This window comes from Streptomyces sp. NPDC024698 (genome assembly GCF_055559015.1).
The window spans coordinates 1-18,940 of sequence record NZ_JBVHLK010000012.1 but is presented as its reverse complement, the minus strand read 5'-3'; the positions used below and the strand labels follow the sequence as shown (position 1 = coordinate 18,940).

Here is an 18,940-nt window from a genome sequence, read left to right as displayed (position 1 = left end):
GAACGAAACTAAAGCGGTAACAGTCCATTCGCATGGCTTTGCTTGGCATTTATTCCTGTTCGTTGTGTAGCGCCGCGTTACCTTCCGTGATCATGCTCACATCACCCCTACACGTCTGGCGTTTCCTCACAGCGTGATCACAGAATCCAAACTGTCTGATGCATCGTCATGCGTGGTCCGTCACTGGTCCCGCTCCAATGGTTCGGGGGGACCTCGCCGTGTTCGGTGGACTTCCACATGTCCGTAGACGCCGCCTCGCGCGCACAGCCGTGCCCGTCACGGCGGCCGCGTTGCTGGTGGGCCTGCTGCCCGCGCAGGCACTGGCTGTGCCTCCGGGTCCGGCGACGGCGGAGACGGGGCGCGCGACTCTGGATCTCGCGGACCTCGAACGTGATCTGCCCGTCCCCGGCAAGACAACCCCCAGGCGCCTCGACACGCTGAGGGCCGACGTCCCCAAGGACCTGCTCGCCGCACCCTCGAGCACGGTGACCCCGCCCTCCAGCCTGAGCGACTCCGTCACGTTCGGCGGTACGGCGGCCACGACGACCTCGGCGCGCGCCTCCTCGGCGGCAGCCGACCCGGCCGCTCTCCAGCCGGTGGGCAAGTTGCCCGTCAGCCTCGGCCAGGCCCCCGACCAGCCAGCCCCCACCGGCACGTGGCAGGTCACCATCCCCGATCGCGCGGCGCCGGTCAGCCAGGGGGTGGACGGCACGGTCCTCGTCGTCCAGTCCCCCGCCACCGGCTCGGTACCGGTCTCCGTCAAGCTGGACTACTCGAAGTTCAAGGGCCTCTACGGCGCCGACTGGGCCTCGCGTCTGCGGTTCGTGCAGTTCCCCGACTGCTACCTGACCACACCGGACGACGAGGCGTGCCAGGCGTACGAGGAGCTGGAGACAGCCAACGACCCCGCCGCTCAGTCCCTGACCGCCACCGTCGACCCGACTGCCCAGGACGCCGTGACCCCGGCAGCCGCCCCGTCCACGGGAACCGCGAAGTCCGGCGTCGCCCAGGCCGCCTACCGCACGTCGGCGGCGGCGACTCCTGCGGTGGCCGGCGCCACGGCGGTCGTCGGTGCCGTCGACTCCGGCGGCGGTGCGGGCGGATCGTTCAAGGCGACGCCGCTCGCCTCCGACGGCAAGTGGGCCGCCGGAGGCTCGTCGGGCGGCTTCAGCTGGTCGTACCCGCTGATCACGCCACCTACGCCGGCCGGACCGGCGCCCAAGGTCTCCTTCGAGTACGGCTCCCAGGCCGTCGACGGCCGTACGGCGGTCTCCTCGCCGCAGGCTTCATGGATCGGCGAGGGCTGGTCCTACGACCCCGGGCACATCGAGCGCCGCTACCGCACCTGCAAGGACGACAGCAAGACACTCGACTCCGGGACTCCCAACAACACAGCCAAGAAGGACAAGACGTCCGACCTGTGCTGGGTCTCGTACAACGCGGTGATGTCCCTGGGAGGCCGGAACACGGAACTGGTCCGGGACGCCGCCCCGGGCAGCAAGCCGGAGACGGACACCGAGATCTACCGGCCCCAGCAGGACGACGGAACCCGGGTGGAGCACCGGACCGGCGCGAGCAACGACGACAACAACGGCGAGTACTGGGTCGTCACCACCACTGACGGCACCCAGTACTTCTACGGCCAGAACAGTGTCGGCGGCGGTCACGCCGACACCCACTCGGTCTCCACCGTCCCCGTGTTCGGCAACCACCCCGGCGAGCCCTGCCACGCCGACACCTTCGCCGACTCCCGGTGCGGCTCCGGAAGGCAGCAGGCCTGGTACTGGGGCCTGGACAAGGTCGTCGACGTCAACGGCAACACGATGGTCGTCAACTGGAAGCAGGAGACGAACTACTACGCGGTGAAGAAGAAGTTCAAGTCGCCCGAGCAGTATGACCGCAACGCGTACCCGACCACGATCGAGTACGGCATGCGCTCGGACCTCACCAAGCCGGCGGCCACCGTGGACTTCGGGGCCAAGCAGCGCTGCCTGAAGTCCGAGACAGCCTGCGACGCGGCGAACTTCGCCAAGACCGACGACCCGGGCGCCTACCGGCCCTGGTGGGACACCCCCGGCAACCTCAACTGCAAGTCCACCTCCAAGCTGTGCGCACCATTCCCTTCCTTCTGGACGCAGCTGCGTCTGGACACCGTGACGACCAGGGCGGCACGCGCCGGGCAGAGCGGCCTGGGCCCGGTCGACAAGTACACGCTGCGTCAGTCCTTCCCCGCGGACTGGTACGACACCTCGCCCGGCCTGTGGCTCAACTCGATCACACGCACCGGATACGCGCCCGGTGACACCACCGGCACCCTTCAGTCGGCGGACGGCATCAGCTTTGCCCCCTACACCGTCGGCGCCGACTCTCCGCTGCGCGCACGGCTCAAGGACCGGCAGCTGCCGAACCTGGTGCTCAACGGCAAGAACGACCCGCGTCCCGGTTTCACCCGCCCGCGCATCGGCATGGTCTCCACCGAGAACGGCGGGGACATCGAGGTCGAGTACACCGGCGGCTGCACGAGCCCGCCTACGGAGGACAAGGGCAAGGCCAACGGCACCTGCTACCCGGTGCGCTGGTCGCCCGACGGCGACGAGAGGACACCGGCGAAGGCCTGGTTCAACAAGTACGTCGTCGACTCCGTCACCGAGAACGACAAGGTCACCTCCCACGGAGAGCCGGTCTTCACCAAGTACGCCTACCAGGACGCGGCTTGGGCCAAGAGCGACGACGAATTCACCCGTCCCGCACTGCGTACCTACACCGACTGGCACGGCTACCGGCAGGTCACCGCCACCAAGGGCAGCAAATCCATCTCCGAGGAAGGCGTCGCGCAGTCCCAGTCGTACACCGTGACCCGTTACTTCCAGGGTGTGGGCGGCACGGTCAAGGACTCCACCGGCACCTACACCCTGCTCACGGACGACGCGCCGCAGTACGCGGGCATGACCGCGGAGACCATCACCTACCGCGACTCCGACGGCAAAATCCTCAAGCGCGGCCTCAGCTTCCCCTGGTCCAAGCAGACAGCGTCCCGCTCCCGCGAGAACGAGGACGGCACCACGGGGGAACCGCTTCTCGCCTACCGCACGGGTATCAAGCGGACCGACGAGATCCAGTCCGTCGACTCGAGCTGGCGTAGCGTACGCACGCTGACCAGTGTCGACGACACCTACGGGCTGCCCACCGAGGTAGAAACCTCCGTCGTCAAGCCCAACGGAAGCGGCGAGACCCTCTCCGACCAGTCCTGCACCAAGACGTCGTACGTGCACAACACCACGGCCTGGCTGATCGGCCTGCCCAAGGAACAGCGCACCATGGCCACCTCGTGCGCCGACTACGACACGGCGGACCCCGCCACCAAGCTCCAGGGGACAGCGCAGACCGCTTACGACAAGCTCGCCTACGGTGCGACGCCGACCAAGGGCCAGGTGACCTCGACAACGCAGAACGACGGTGCCGGCACCGGCTACACCGCCGCCGTGACCACGACGTACGACCCGCTGGGCCGAGTCCGCACGGTCACGGCCCCCGGCCTTGGAACCACCGAGAAGCAGTACACCCCCGGCGACTCGGGCGGCCCGGTCACCTCGGTGAAGGCCATCGACAACATGAACCATGCGACAGTCACCACCTACGACCCGGGCCGCAACCTGCCCCTGACGGTGACCGACGCCAACAACCGGGTGGAGCGAAGCGAGTTCGACGCGCTGGGACGCCTGGTACGAGGCTTCTCCTCGTCGCGTTCCTCGGGCGGCAAGTCGCCCGATGTCGAGATCTCCTACCAGACGGCGATCGCCACATCCAAGGTGAACCGTCCGGCCGCGGTGACCGTCAAGTCACTCAAGAACGACGGCTCCTACTCCCGCCAGGTCACCCTCTACGACGGGCTGGCTCGTCCGGTCCAGACCCAGTCCGAGGCCCACGGACCGGGCCGGATCATCGCGGACACCACCTACAACGACCACGGCCTGGTCAACGAGCAGACCAGCGCCTACCTCGCCGTGGGTGAACCCGGCACCGACCTGTTCACCCCCCGCTCGAAATCGTCCATCGCCAGCTGGACCAAACACCGCTACGACGGCCTGGAGCGCGAGGTCCGCGCATCGGTCTACCAGGACGGCGACTACAAGTACGCCACCTACACCACCTACAACGACACCAGCACCTGGGTGAACCCACCGGGATCGACCACCCCGACGACCCTGACGTCATTCGACGCGCTGGGACGGGTCGCATCCGTCAAGCACTACTCGACGACGGATTCCTCGGCGAGCAGCGGGCGCACCACGACCTACGAGTACGACGCGCGCGGCAACCAGGTCAAGGCCACTGACCCGGCGGGCAACGTCTGGTCCTATACCTACGATGCCCGCGGCCGCATAACTTCCGCGACCGACCCCGACACCGGCACCACGGACACCTGGTACGACGACGCCGACCGCCCCTACCGTGTCCGCAACGCGCGCCAGCAGGAGACCTTCACCGAGTACGACGTCCTGGGACGCGTCGTCAAGGTCAGGCAGGGCTCCGCGACCTCCACACCGGTCAAGGAGTACACCTACGACAGCCTGCCGGGTGCGATCGGCCTGCCGGTGAGCTCGATCCGGCACACCGCCAACGGCGACTACATCAACCGCGTCACCGGCTACGACACCGAATACCGTCCCACCGGCACCGAGACCGTCATCCCCGCCAACTCGATGACCACCGGGCTGTCCGGCACCTACGCCTACTCCTACACCTACACCCCCACAGGTGCGCAGCAGTCGGTCACCCTGCCCCCGGTGGGCGGTCTGGCGAGTGAGCGCGTCGTCAGCCGCTACGACAGCGACGGTCTGCCGGAATCCACTTCCGGACAGACCTGGTACACGGCAGACGCCACCTATTCGCCCTACGGCGAGCCGCTGCGCACCGTCTCGGGATCGCAGCCCAACCGTGTCTGGACGACCAACTTCGTCGACCCGCACACCGGCCGCCTCCAGCGGACCGTGGCGGACCGGGAGAGCGCCGGCCCCCACCGCATCGCCGACAGCTTCTACTCCTACGACGCCTCCGGCACCATCACCTCCAACGCCCGTCAGCTCGGCGACCCGGCGGACGGTACCTGGGACAACCAGTGCTACACCTACGACGCTCTGGGTGAGCTGGTGCACGCCTGGACGTCGAAGATCAATCCGGACAAGAACGGCACAGGCTGCAAGGCTGCGAACGGCACCACATGGGGGCACCGCGCCTCCTACGCAACCTCGTCAGGACCGGTGGCTGAAGCCCCGGACGACGCAGCCGACGTCACGAGCCCGAACCCCTCGCTGACGTCGACGCTCGCGGCAGCGGCCCCCGACACGGCAACCGTCTCTACCGGCGCAACCGCCTACCGTCAGTCCTTCACCTTTGACTGGCTCGGCAACCGGGCGACGCAGACCGAACACGACACGGCCGACCCGGCCAAGAACGTCAGCTTCGCCTACCGGTACGGCAAGACCGTCACCGGCAACGGAACCACTCCGTCGTACCTGAAGCAGCCGCACACAGCCACCTCGATCAGCTCTACCCCCACCGGCAAGGGCAGCGTCTACACCTTCGACGACAGCGGCAACACCACCCTGCGCGACCTGGCCAACACCACCCAGAACCTGGCCTGGACGTCCGAGAACAAGCTCGACACCATCACCGACGACGGCAAGAAGACGACCTACGTCTACGACGCCGCCGGCAACCGGATCCTGGAGAACTCCTCCACCGGCTCGACCCTGTACCTGGGCGAGACAGAGGTGACCACCAACACCTCCGGCACGATCACCCTCGCCTCACGGTCCTACGGCCAGGCGGGCGCGCCCACCGTCGTCCGCACCGCCACCAACGGTGCGACGACGGGCCACAAACTCAGCACCCTGATCGCCGACCCCCTCGGCACGGCGAACACCTCCGTGGAACTGTCCTCCGGTCAGACCATCGCCCGCAGAGCCTTCAAGCCGTACGGGGAGACGCGCGGCGCCAAACCGGCCAACTGGCCCAACAAGCGCAGCTATCTCGGCTCGGGCATCGACGACGCGGCCACCGGCCTGACCCACCTCGGCGCCCGTGAATACGACCAGAACACCGGCCGCTTCCTCTCCGCCGACCCGGTCATCGACCTTGCAGACCCGCTTCAGATGAACGGGTACACCTACGCCGACAACAACCCCGTCGCACACTCCGACCCCTCCGGCCTGTGCATGGCCGACATCTGCGGCATCGGCTACCCCATCGGCGGCACCGGCTCCAACGGCGGAGACAAGCAGTATGTGACCACCGCCCCTCAACACGCCGGCGGAGTCGGCGTCGAGCACTCCAACGGGGCCGGATACATCGGAGACCTCCCCGCCGCCGCCCACGGCGACTCCAACCAACTCGTACGCAAGAACAACGAGTGGTACCTCACCCTCTACCCCGGCATCCTCCTGCGCGCCAACCACCCACAAGCCGAATCCATCGCAGCAGACATCAGCATGCAGATGGAGGAAAACTGCTCCGGCCGCGTCGGTGGCTACTACTGCGACGCACCCCACACGGACGCCAACGGCATCGACATGGGAGCCCAGGACCGCTTCGTCGCAAAGGCCAGAGCCTGCTCCGCCAGCTGCAACGGCGGCAAACTCTGGATGAGCCCTGCCACCGTGATCGAAGCGATGGCGAGCGGCGCAGCGCTCGGGAACAGCAACAGCGTCTCTGCGTACACCGGCCACAGTCGAGGCGGAACCCGAAGCGTCTCGGGGCGAACAGTCGACTGCAAATGCTTCCTCGCCGGCACGGACGTCCTCATGGCAGACGGCTCCACCAAGAACATCGAGGACATCAAACTCGGCGACAAGGTCCTGGCCACCGATCCGAAGACCGGAAAATCCGGCCCCCGGGCAGTCACACGGCTCATCAGGACCGACGGCGACAAGCGCTTCAACGAGCTGTCCATCGCCACTAAGAACGGCATAGAAAAACTCACAGCCACGCACGGACACCCTTTCTGGTCCCCATCCCAGCACGACTGGATACCAGCAGGCGCTCTCAAACCCGGCATGACCCTGCGCACCAACACCGGTCACACGGTTATCGTCACAGGCAACAGGCCCTTCACCAAACACACCCGGACATACAACCTCACCGTCGACGGCCTGCACACGTACTATGTGCTGGCGGGATCCACGCCGGTCCTCGTTCACAACAGCAACTGCCCGTTCAACATGACTCCGCTTGGAAACGGATCAATGTTGTCTCCCGCAGGTTTGATCTACAACCCTGGTTCCGCCGACGGCCACCGTCTAAGGCACGTACTAAGGCACGGAACGCAAGGGGCCACCGACCCCTCAAAGGCGACGCATACGCAGTTCAACAGCCACGGTCGCGAGCTACTGAGTACCTTGGATGAAGCTTGGGAGCTCAGAGGAACACCACTCACGGTCGGCGGTACGGATGAGTACATCGTCCCCATGGGACGAACAATCGGTACACAGGGGCAGACAGACATTAAGATCATCACCGAATCGGGTTCGAGTAGAATCATTACGGCTCACCCGGTATAGGTCATTCCTATATACCCCGAAGAGAGGTAATTCGTGATTCTGTGTACCCGTTGCAACGTGGGGAATGTTTCAGCATTCCGATTCATTGAGGGCGGACGTCGCCTCTGGATATGCCGTGAATGTGATGCTGTTTGGCTCGGCGACTCTGCACCCGAGGGAATCCCTGATGGCACGCTCTATCAGTATGTCCAGCCCTACCAAGGTCCGGGAACTCCCACGGATTGGGAGCAGATCGAGCCTGTGATGGGCTGATTCGCGCCACCATGCCAGGGAGCGCGGAATGGCCCTGATGTCCTGGTATGTGTGACCCATAGCTCGCCCATCTCGCGGACGTCGGCGTTCGGGGCGTCGGTGTTCTGCACCGCGCGGCGGCCCAGTAGGCAGGGAAGAGTCAGGATATACAAAGAGACTTGGACCACCTGTCAGTCAGCGCTTTACCTCCTCTACCCGGATTCATATTTCCGCGGAAAAGTTCTTCAGAGGCACGGACGTGACCTACGCGCGAGGGCGAAACGGTGGGCGGCTCTTCTTCCGGAATGTTGACGGCGGCATACAAGTTGTCGGCAAGGCGGACAAGGGGAACGAGTCCAAGGTGATCGCGAGGCTGAAGCAGATTTATGGACAGTAATCACGTCGAACCTGTGGAAGACGGCATCTACCACGTCGTCAGGGAACCTGAGTTCACTGCGCTTTTCATGCTCGGTGCCGATGACGCGGCGGAAACAGTAGAGGACGTTGATGCCAAGTTGCGACTCCCTGACGGCACCCGGTGGAGTGCAAGTTTCATGACTCTTGGTGCGATCGAAACGGTGATGAATCGATGGAGGGAAACCGGCGAGTATGGCGGTGGAGTCTTCTTCCAGTGTTCTGATCTCGTGATCGTGCCCAAGGGGGGAGTGGCAGCCATGGTCGAGGCATTTCGTGCGATCGTGGCGGAGGGTCCGCAGGGGACTCTCGGAAATTTGGAGTAGCGCGATTCTGGCCTTCTTGCCGGGCCGTTCCATCAATTCTGGAAGCTCCACCGGCGCATTGTTGGGTGGAGCTTCCGGATGCCTTCCACGGGGTTCAGGTCCGGGCTGTAGGAAGGCAGTTGGATGATGGTGAGCCATTCGTGGTCGGCCGCGTACTTCCTCATCCCGGCGGCACGATGGGTGTTCAAGATGCCCATATGTTGCGTCAAGCGACAGCAGGCGGGGCAGCGAAGGCCTGGGTCGGCTGGATGTGGCGGTAGATCTCTCGGGCCACGTAGCGTTTGAGACAGCGGATTACCTCGCGTTTCGACATGCCCTGTGCTGTGCGTCGTTCAAGGTAGAGACGTGTTCGAGCGTCACGGCGGAGGCGGGTCACGACGATGCGGTAGAGGGCGGCGTTGGCCTGCCGGTTTCCTCCGCGGTTCAGCCTGCGACGTCGAGTCTTCCCGGAAGACTGCTCGACGGGGCTCACGCCGCACAGTGCCGCGAACGACGCCTCGCTGGCCAGTCGTTCGGGATTGTCGCCGGCGGCGATCAACAGGGCAGCGGCACTGTCGGGCCCAACGCCGACGATGTCCAGAAGCTGCGGCTGGCAGCGACGCACGGCCTTGGTGACCCGCTGGACGAGTTCCTTCACCTCGACCGTCAGCTGCTGGACGCGACGGGCCAGCAGTCGCAGCGTGAAGACGGCTGCGTCGTCGGCGTCGGGAAGGTCGGCACACGTGGCGATCAGGGTCGCGTTGGTGAGGTTGGACAGTGCCTCGCGCAGTTCGGGATCGATGCCGAGCAATACGGCCTTGAGCTGGTTCTTCGCCTGTGTGCGGGCCTTGACGGCCGACTCCTTCGCCAGTCGGAGCACACGCATGTCGGCGGCCGGGCCCTGGCCCGTCTTGGGTGTCACGTCGGCGCGCCCGGATAGCACCGCGCGGGCGGCGGCCTCCGCATCGACGGCATCGGTCTTGCCACGCTTGCGGCGCAGGGCGCGGTCAGGCTGATTGACTTCGATGACCTGGATGTTCTCCCGGCTCAAGAAGCGTGTCAGTGCCGCTCCATAGGAGCATCGCCCGTGCGTACGGCGGCGGTTACGGCTCCCGGCTGCAGCTGGTGCAGCTGCCCGGCTGTGCACTGACCACCCCGCAGAAGGCGGAGTGCCAGAAGGCCACCCCGCTGAAGTTCACCAACCGGGCCGCCGCCGAACAGCTGACAGCGACTGTCACCATGGCCTCTGCGCCCGGCGACGACGGTGCGGCCGATCCCAAGCCGGCCGACGACACGGCTAGTTCGACGCGGACTGCGAGCGCCAGCCCCTCGCAGTCCGCTAACGCCACCCCCACCGCGAAGCCGACCACCGGCACGGAATCCGCCCAGCCCGACCAGTTCGCATCTCCCAAGCCGTCCGAGAGCGCGAACGGGCCGGAGGCGATGTCGGCCCGTACCGCACCGCTGACGGCTGCCGCTGCCGCCGGCACCACGGCACTCGCCGTGACCTCCGGCACCTCTGGCTCACAAGGCGACTACGGGGCAACGGAGTTGTCGGCCGCAGGAACCTGGCAGGCGTCGGCCACCGGCTCCTTCACCTACTCCTACCCGATCTCCGTGCCGTCTGCGGTAGGCAGCAATGCGCCTTCCGTCGGCCTGAGTTACGACTCCCAGTCCGTCGACGGCGAGACCACCGCCCGCAATTCCCAGGCTTCCTGGGTCGGGGACGGCTGGAGTTACCAGGTCGGTTCCGTGGAACGGTCCTACCGCCACTGCGACTCGTTGCTCGAGTCGGGCGGAGACAAGATCCTCAAGGGCTCCGGTGACGAGTGCTGGGGCGGCGACAACGCCACGCTGTCCTTTGGCGCGCATTCCGGAGCGCTGGTGCCCGACGGCGTGGACTCGAGCGTCCACGGCGAGATCAAGCAGTGGCGGCTGCAGGGTGACGACGGAACTCTCGTGCAGGAGCTGTCCGGTGCCGACAACGGACTGCACGACGGCATCTACTACCGGGTTCTGACCAAGGACGGCACCGCCGCCTACTTCGGTGCAGACCACTCTCCAAGCGGTGCGGGCACCGATGCCACCATGCCCGCGAACCCGGACGACTCCTCCACACACTCCGCCTGGGGGGTCCCCGTCCTGCACCCGCGCTCGGCGGACCCGTGCCACGACGATGCCAAGGGCAAGGCCTCCCGCTGCGACAAGCCCGAAGGCTGGCGCTGGAACCTCGACTTCGTGGTGTCGCCGGCCGGATTCGTGCAGCGCTACGACTACACCACCGAGTCCAACTACTACGACCTCGGCGGCGGCCAGGCGGCCAAGTCGACCGACCCGGACGACACCGGTGCCCTGACCTCCTACACCCGCGGCGGCGCGCTGACCCTTATCTCCTACGGCTATACCCTGGCCGACGAGCAGGCGGGGCGCACCCCCGCCGCGGAAGTGGACCTCGGCCTGGCCCAGCGCTGCCAGACGACCGGCAGCTTCACCGATTGCTCGGCCGACAATCTCAAGGACAGCACCGCCACTCACTGGCCGGACGTGCCGTGGGACCTGCACTGCGACTCGACGGACAAGACAAAGCTGCCCGACGGCGCCACCAGCGTCCCCGACGACGTGTGCATCACCTCAAGCCCCACCTTCTGGACCACCACCAGGCTGGATTCCATCACCACCAAGGTCCACGTCAAGGCGACCGACCAGCTCACCGCCGTCGACTCCTACAAACTGGGCCAGGTCTACTCAGACGCGGGCGGCACCGTCGACCCAGTCACCGGCACCACGGTGGACCCGAAGGACGCCGGAATGCTGCAGGCCGTCATGTGGCTGCAGTCGATCAAGCACACCGGCAAGGGCACCTACGACAACGGCAACAGCGACATCGATGTGAACCAGGTGTCGTTCACCGGAACCGAGGTCGACAACCGGGTCAACGACGATTCCCCCTCCGCACCGCCGCTGTACCGGCCGCGCATCTCCAGCGTGCAGACGGAGACCGGGGAGTCCGTCGCGGTCGAGTACAACTCCGCTCCCTGCGCAGGCTTGACCCTGTCGATCTCCCAGGCGGACAGCAACACCCACTCCTGCTACCCGGTCTACTGGACTGTCCCCGGTGCCTCGAAGCCGATCGCAGACTGGTTCAACAAAGTCACGGTCAACAGCGTGGCCGTCTCCGACCTGACGATCGCAGGCCAGTACAAGCCGAACGCGCAGAACAACCCAGCCGGCTCCGAAGCCCAGGTCTCCCACTACAGCTACTCATCCCCCGCCTGGCACCGTGACGACTCGGCCACGACCGACGACCAGTACCGCACCTGGGACCAGTTCCGCGGATTTCGCACCGTCACCGTGCAGACCGGTCAGGCCCCGGAACCCGTCACCCAGCAGACCACCACCTATCTGCAGGGCATGGACGGCGACTACAAAGCCGACGGCACCCGGCGCTCCGTCACCGTCGACGCCAAGGTCGACGGAAACGCCGTCCTGAGCGTGACCGACGTGGACCAGCTGTCCGGCACGGCACTCGAGGACGACACCTACACCCAGGCTGGCGGCACGGTCGACGCCGTCAGCGTCAACGGCCCGTTCGCCTTCACCACCACCGCCTCCGCAGGACAGACGCCCTGGACGGACTGGACCCAGGAGGACAACCCCGGTGACAGCGAGCCGACGCTGTCCACCCTGCCCGACCTCACCGCTCACCGGATCAAATCCGCCACCTCCCTGAAGTACGAACGCCTCGCCGACGGGACCTGGCGGCACACCAAAACCGACGCCGCATTCGACGGCCAGAGCCGCCTGTCCACCGTCGACGAGCACGGCGACGGCGTCGATCCCAAGCAGGAGAAGTGCGCCACCACCACCTACGCGGCACCGCCGTCCGGCAACTCGATGGCCCTGTCCTATCCCGACCAGAGCACCGTCGTCAGTGGCCCGTGCGGTACCGCACCGAGCGCCTCCACGCTCCTGACGGACAAGAAGCTCTACTACGACGGTGACGGCACCCTCACCAGCCTGGGAACCTTCGGGCAGCTCGAGCAAAGCGGCAGTACGGCGATCGGCCGGGTCACCGCCATGCGGACGGCCACCGGCTACACCGGCACTACGGAGAACTGGCAGACCAACTCGGCGATGAAGTACGACGGCGCCGGGCGGATCACCGACACGCTCGACGTCACCGGGCAGAACACCCACACCGACTTCACCCCGTCGTGGACCTCGGCAGGTGGCAACACCGACCCCACCGGCATCACCACCATCAACAGCAAGAACTGGAGCGTCGCCTCCACCCTCGACCCGCTGCGCGGCGTCCCCACCGAGAACATCGACGCCAACGGCCGCAAGACCGACATGACCTACGACGCGCTCGGACGGCGTACCGCGGTGTGGCTGCCCGGCCGGGACAAGGCAGCCGGCCAGAGCGCGGACCGCACCTTCACGTACTCCGTCAACCCCGGCGCCGTACCCGCACCCGGCGGCACCATCACCCAGCCTGGCGCGCCCACCTCGGTCACGACGAAGACTTTGCGAGACGACGGCACGTACGCGACTTCGGTCTCGATCTACGACGGCATGCTCCAGCCCCGTCAGACCCAGGCCACCGCCATGGGCGACTCCAACGCGGGCCGGGTCATCTCCGACACCTTCTACGACTCGCACGGCTGGCAAGTGGCGTCCTACGCGCCATACTCGGAGCCGAGCAATTTCCCCTCGACCACGCTGTTCGCGGCGAACGAGAACCAGATCCCCTCGGAGACCACCACCACCTACGACGGCGAGGGCCGGTCCCTGAAAGGGACCCTCTGGCACCAAGCCGTCGAGCAGTGGCACACCTCCACCAGCTATCCGGGCGCCGACGAGGTCGACACCACCGCTGCGGCTGGAGGCCGTTCCACCGCCTCTTTCACCAACGCAGTGGGCCAGACCACCAGCAGCGTGGTGAAGAACACCGGTTCCACGGTCACCCTGCCCGCAGGCTCGGTGATCCCGTCGGGGACATCGCTGACTTCCGACAGCGTGCGCCTGACGATGCAGCCGGACGGCAATCTCGTCCTGTCCGCCCTGGCGAGCGGGGCGACCATCTGGTCGTCGGGCACCTCCGGCCACGGCGGCGCCTGGGCCAAATTCGGAACCGACGGCAACCTGGTCATCTACAGCACGGCCGCCGCCCAGCTGTGGACCACTGGCCTGACCGCCACCACCGGCGCCACCTTCCGGGTCCGCAACGACTCCACCGCGGTCGTCGTCGCCTCCAACGGCACCACCGTGCTGTGGAAACAAGGCACCGCAAATGCCGTCGCGGCTGCCGACTTCACCACCAAGTACACCTATTTCCCCGCAGGCCAGATCGAGTCGATCAAGGACAACGCGGGCAACGCCTGGTCGTACACCTACAACCTGCTCGGCCAGAAGCTCAGTCAGAGCGACCCGAACTCCGGCACGACCACGTTCGACAAGTACGACGTCGCCGGCAACCTGCTCCAGACCACCGACGCCCGCGGCCAGGCCATGTCCTTCGCCTACGACTGGGACAACCGCCCCACGGCCGAGTACGCCGCCGCATGGTCGGCCACGCCCGACCAGTCCAAGCTGCTGGTCTCCCACGTGTACGACACGCTGGCCAAGGGCTACGCCACCTCCGCCACCCGCTACGTCGGCGGCGCTTCGGGATCCGCCTATACCCAGGCCGTCACCGACTACGACACGGCCTACCGGCCGCTGGGCACCACACTGACCGTCCCGGCGTCTGACGGCTTCGCCGCCGCCGGCCAGTCCAGCGCACCCGCCTCCGGCAGCGTCACCTACACCTCCACCAACCGCTACACCAACACGGTCGGGCTGCTGTCCACGACGCACTTCCAGGCTGACGGCAACCTGCCAGCCGAGGACATCGACTACGGCTACACCCAGCAGGGCAATCTCGACGGCATCGGCGGCTTCATCAACAACGCCAATACTCCCGCCTATCTCGACACTGCCGTCCATGACGCGTTCGGACGCGTGCTGCAGGCCGACTACGGCCGCACCGGCAAGGAGATGGCGACCTTCGCCCAGTACGACGCCACCACCGGGCGCGTCACCCAGACCAGCAGCATGCTCCAGACCTCGGCGAACGCCCTGGACGTCACCAACCTGCGCTACAACCAGGCTGGCGAACTCACCGCGATCGACGACCTGCAGGACAACACCACGCACGACACCCAATGCTTCACCTACGACTCCTTCCAGCGCCTGACCACCGCCTGGACCGACACCGCCGGCATCACCGACCCGAACGCGGCCACACCTGGCGCGGTCGGCGGCTGCACCACCGCGCGGGTGCAGACCACCACCACGGCCCCGATCACCGCCAGCACCGTCGGGGGCCCGGCCCCCTACTGGCAGAGCTACACCTACGACCAGCTCGGTGACCGCACTGGCACGGTCAACCACGACACCACCGGAAACGCCCTCAACGACACCACCCAGAACATCACGTACCCCGGCGCGAACGGCACGGCGCCCGCGACCCTGCCTAACCAGGCAGGAACGGCCACGCTCACCAACCCGGCTGGCACGGCGAGCATTGCTCCGACTTACACCGACCCTGCTCACGGCAACGTGAATGCCGGCGCCACCATAAGCCGGAAGGTGGCCTCGACCGGCCCGCTGACCAGCTCATTCACGATCACAGGTGGCGTCAGGCGATGTGTCGACGACACGGGCGGCTCCACCACCGCCGGCACCAAGGTGCAGATCAACACCTGCAACGGCGCCACCAGCGAGAAGTGGACGATCGGCACCGACGGCACGGTGAAGGTCCTCGGCATGTGCCTGGACACCACCGGCAACGCCACCACCAGCGGCGCCCTCGTGGTGATCGACACCTGCAAGACCGACGCCACCCAGAAGTGGAAGGTCACCACCACCGGCACCCTGGTCAGTAACGCCAATACCGCGATGTGCCTGACCGACCCGGCCGCCTCCGCCACCACCGGCACTCAGCTGACGCTCGCCGCCTGCGGCGGCACCGGCCAGACCTGGACCAATGCCGCCACAGGTGTCGTCCCAGCAGGCCAGAGCCAAACCTTCACCTACGACACCGAGGGCCGCACCGCCACCGTCGCCACCACCTCCGGCGCCCACACGAATACCAGCAAGTACCTGTACGACGCCCAGGGTGGCCTACTCGAGCAGACCGCCGCGGTTGACGGCGTCGACAAGACCCGCATCCTCTATCTCTTCGGTGGTGCCGAGCAGATCACCCTGAACGTCTCCGCCAAGACCTGGACGGGCCTGCGTAACATCAGCGGCCCGGACGGCACCACCGTCACCCGCTCTAGCACCGGGACGGTCTCCTATCAGGTCGCCAACGGCCAAGGAACCGCTGTCACCTCCGTCGATGCCTCCACCCTGGCCGTCACCCGCCGCTCCTTCGACCCCTTCGGCAATCCCCGTGGCACGAAGCCGAGTTCCTGGGTGGCCGCGGACGAGAACCACGGCTTCCTCGGACAACCCGCCGACCCCGCCTCCGGTCTGAACCTGTTGGGCGCTCGCGACTACGACCCCGTCCTTGGCCGCTTCCTCACCCCCGACCCAATTTTCGAGGCCGGCGACCCCAACCAGATGGGCGGCTACACCTACGCCGGCGACAACCCGGCCAGCTCCTCTGACCCGAGCGGCCTGATCGAAATGGTGGACTCCAGCGGCGGCGGTGGCGGCGTCAAAAAGAAGCACCACAGCGGCGGGAGTGGCACCAAGACCTCCGGCGGCTCCACCGGCTCGCCCTCACCCTCCACCACGCCGACGCCTTCCACGGGATCGACTCCGTCCTCCACCCAGACGCCGGCACCGACACTCGGCGAGACCCCCTGCCAGCCGGCAGACTTCGGTACCAACCGGTGCGAGAGCTACGACGGTGGCCAGCTGATCTACACGGCCGCCGGGATGCTGACCGTCGGGGCTGTGGGGGGTGTCGGGCTCTGCCTCGTCACCTTCGTGGAATGCGTTACGGGGATAGTTACCAGTGCCGCGGATGCCGATGCCGGCGGCAGCATGCTCCTCGGCGTCCGCGTAGTCGTGGGCGTGGGAGTGAGTGCCGCAAGGGCCATCGAAGAGGAGGCAGCGGGGGGTGCGACAGTCGCGACAGCCGGCGCCGACGCAAGTGCCGCGAGCGAAGCCGCAGACGACGCGGCTGACCTCGTCGCCGCAAAGCGCGCCAACGTGCAAGAGCACGCGACAGAAGCGAACGCGGAAGCAACCAAACCGAGCAAACCGGAAGCGGGGAACGCGGGCACGAAGCCCACAGAGTCGTCACCCCGCTGCAGCTTCTCCCCCTCTACGCCCGTCCTCATGGCAGGTGGCAAGACCAAGGCAATTGGCAAGATCAAGACCGGCGACCAGGTCGAGTCCGCTGACCCCAAGACGGGCAAGCACCGGGGCGGTCGTACCGTCCAGCACGTCTGGATCAACTACGACACGGACTTGCTCGACGTAACCATCCGTGACAAGGGCGGCCACACCGCAAACCTCCATACCACTGCCAACCATCCCTTCTGGGACGACACCAGCCATACCTGGGTCCCTGCAGGCAAACTCCACCACGGAGACGCCCTCAACACAGCTGCCAACAGTCATGCCTACGTCGTCACAACTCGCGTCACACCCGGTACGGCGAACCGCTGGAACCTCACCGTCCAGGAACTCCACACGTATTATGTGCTGGCAGGCACCACGCCGGTCTTGGTACACAACACCAGTGACAGTTGCGACCTCAGCGATGGCCATTTGTATCGCGGTCTCGCCAAGGGGCACACTAGTTATGGCGCCGCTGTCCAAGGCCGTGCGGTTCCTATGGGAAGCCGCTCGGACATCATCGATCACGTCGGTGGAGATAATACGGATAGCATTTTTACGTCTTGGTCGGACGACCTCGACACTGCCGTTGCCAGCGCAGAGAGCCTGGGGCGCGAGTGGGTTGGGGAGGGTGTCATCCTGCGCTTGAGGGTGGCAGATGTAAATCCCCCGGTGGGCGCATCAAGGGATATTCAAATCCATGATAGCGAGTGGGATATGTCGCAATTTGAAGATGAGCACCTTATTGTAGGAGAAATCCAAGCTCACGAACTTAGTTTTGACTTCGGGGAGACGTGGGAAAGCGTTACCGGGGGGGCGAGATGAACGAAGTGTCCGCGAGTGAACTGTTGGCCGCATTCGGGGCTGACTCCGAGGTCAACATTCTGGCCAAGGATGCGATAAATTCTGGAGCACATTTCCAGGTCGGGATCGAACCAATTCCGGCTGCGAGGCTCGAGGGTATCCTTTGGGGGAGAGTGAGGACCTTGCAAAGGCGTGGCAAGCAGGCGATTGGGGCCGAGGAATGTCTTACGCGCCTTGCTGAAATGGGTGAGCGGGGTCTCCTTGTGTCCTATGTAGACGATCGCAAACGATCAGGGCACTACTTCAAACTTTACCTTGATCCGCATCCGCTCAAAGTAATCGGATGCTTCGGCGTCAATATTCTTTCCTGACATGAGTCCATCACTGGCCACATATAGTCAGATGAGATCGGCATCTGACTATATGGTCTGGAGTAAGCGAGTTGTAGCTGGGGCTGAGGTTTTGCAGCGTGGGACAGACCAGACCTCGTGAAGCGGTGGCGCCGGACATCAGGCTGGTGCTCTTTCGTCGAGCGAGCCAGCGAGCCAGCCCGTCGAGGCTTGGATGATGAGGCGGTCGAGGAAGCGCTGGGCCGGGGTCGGTAGCGTGGATGCGGGTGGCGTGGGTGCCGCGAGTCAGCAGGACCCGGTAAGCGCTGGTTGCGTCCCGTTCGCCGTTGCCGCCTGCGGAGGAGCGCAAGCAGCTGCGTACCGCGCACGGCCGATGCGACTCCAGCCCACGCTTTCGCAGCGACCTCGACGCAGCGCGGGCCGATGCGGCACGGCTTCTTGGAGACGGCGCCGAACTCCCGGAAACCGCAGTCCTCCCGCAGCTCATCCACACGCTGCGCGGACACCCCATGGTGTGCAACAGGTCCCCGCAGGGCGGCCCTGGCCGGTGTAGACGAAGCACGCAGACGACTGGACGCGGCCCTCGGCCGTACCTGCTGCCGATCAGTGCGGCGATGCTCCGCACGCCTCCGTCGGCACATCGCCCTGCCGGGCCTCATCCACCCTGCGGGCGAGCGTGGCACCGCTCACGCGCGCCATCCGCAGGCCGGGCTGAGGTCAACGCTACAGCCGTTGGGTGACCGTGGTTTAGTGACCGCGTGCACCGAACCACCCTGAAAATACTCGCCGCCCTAGTAGGACTCCGTTACGTCTTCCGCTTGTCCCTGTTTGAGGGCATGTTGGGAGTATGGACGCACATGAAGTGGGCCGTGCCCGGGTGAAGTTGGGGTTATTCGTGGCCGATGTGTTCGCGTCGGTGCCGCGCAAGGACCAGCGGGCG

4 protein-coding genes and 2 pseudogenes are annotated in these 18,940 nt (G+C 66.0%); 4 read left to right on the top strand and 2 right to left on the bottom strand.

Annotated elements, in window-relative coordinates; genetic code table 11:
- Positions 1–269 precede the first annotated feature (269 nt).
- Both ACZ4AA_RS24685 and ACZ4AA_RS24680 read left to right on the top strand, forming a co-directional pair.
- Entirely contained in the window at positions 270–7,559 is a 7,290-nt protein-coding gene (locus ACZ4AA_RS24685) for an RHS repeat-associated core domain-containing protein (RefSeq protein WP_467606681.1), read from the top strand.
- Positions 7,560–8,200: 641 nt separating this feature from the next.
- A complete protein-coding gene (locus ACZ4AA_RS24680) occupies positions 8,201–8,530 on the top strand; it encodes a hypothetical protein (protein ID WP_467606678.1) in 330 nt (109 codons plus the stop codon).
- A gap of 68 nt (positions 8,531–8,598) precedes the next feature.
- Here the strand turns inward: ACZ4AA_RS24680 and ACZ4AA_RS24675 are convergent.
- Together ACZ4AA_RS24675 and ACZ4AA_RS24670 are read right to left on the bottom strand one after the other, a co-directional pair.
- Positions 8,599–8,718: pseudogene (locus ACZ4AA_RS24675) on the bottom strand (transposase); the annotation flags it as partial.
- Between the two features lie 17 nt (positions 8,719–8,735).
- A pseudogene (locus tag ACZ4AA_RS24670) lies at positions 8,736–9,608 on the bottom strand (transposase); the annotation flags it as partial.
- Here ACZ4AA_RS24670 and ACZ4AA_RS24665 point away from each other — a divergent pair.
- Together ACZ4AA_RS24665 and ACZ4AA_RS24660 are read left to right on the top strand one after the other, a co-directional pair.
- Complete coding sequence (locus tag ACZ4AA_RS24665) at positions 9,572–17,671, top strand: ricin-type beta-trefoil lectin domain protein (protein WP_467606675.1); 8,100 nt, start codon at positions 9,572–9,574, stop codon at positions 17,669–17,671. The pseudogene ACZ4AA_RS24670 and the gene ACZ4AA_RS24665 sit on opposite strands and share 37 nt — an antisense overlap.
- Positions 17,668–18,021, top strand: coding sequence for a hypothetical protein (locus ACZ4AA_RS24660; protein WP_467606673.1), 354 nt, complete (start codon positions 17,668–17,670; stop codon positions 18,019–18,021). Before ACZ4AA_RS24665 ends, ACZ4AA_RS24660 begins: the two co-directional genes overlap by 4 nt.
- Positions 18,022–18,940: the final 919 nt, after the last annotated feature.

Coding starts and splice junctions, on each gene's coding strand:
- ACZ4AA_RS24660 (WP_467606673.1), top strand. CDS start 17,668: ATGAACGAAGTGTCCGCGAGTGAACTGTTGGCCGCATTCGGGGCTGAC.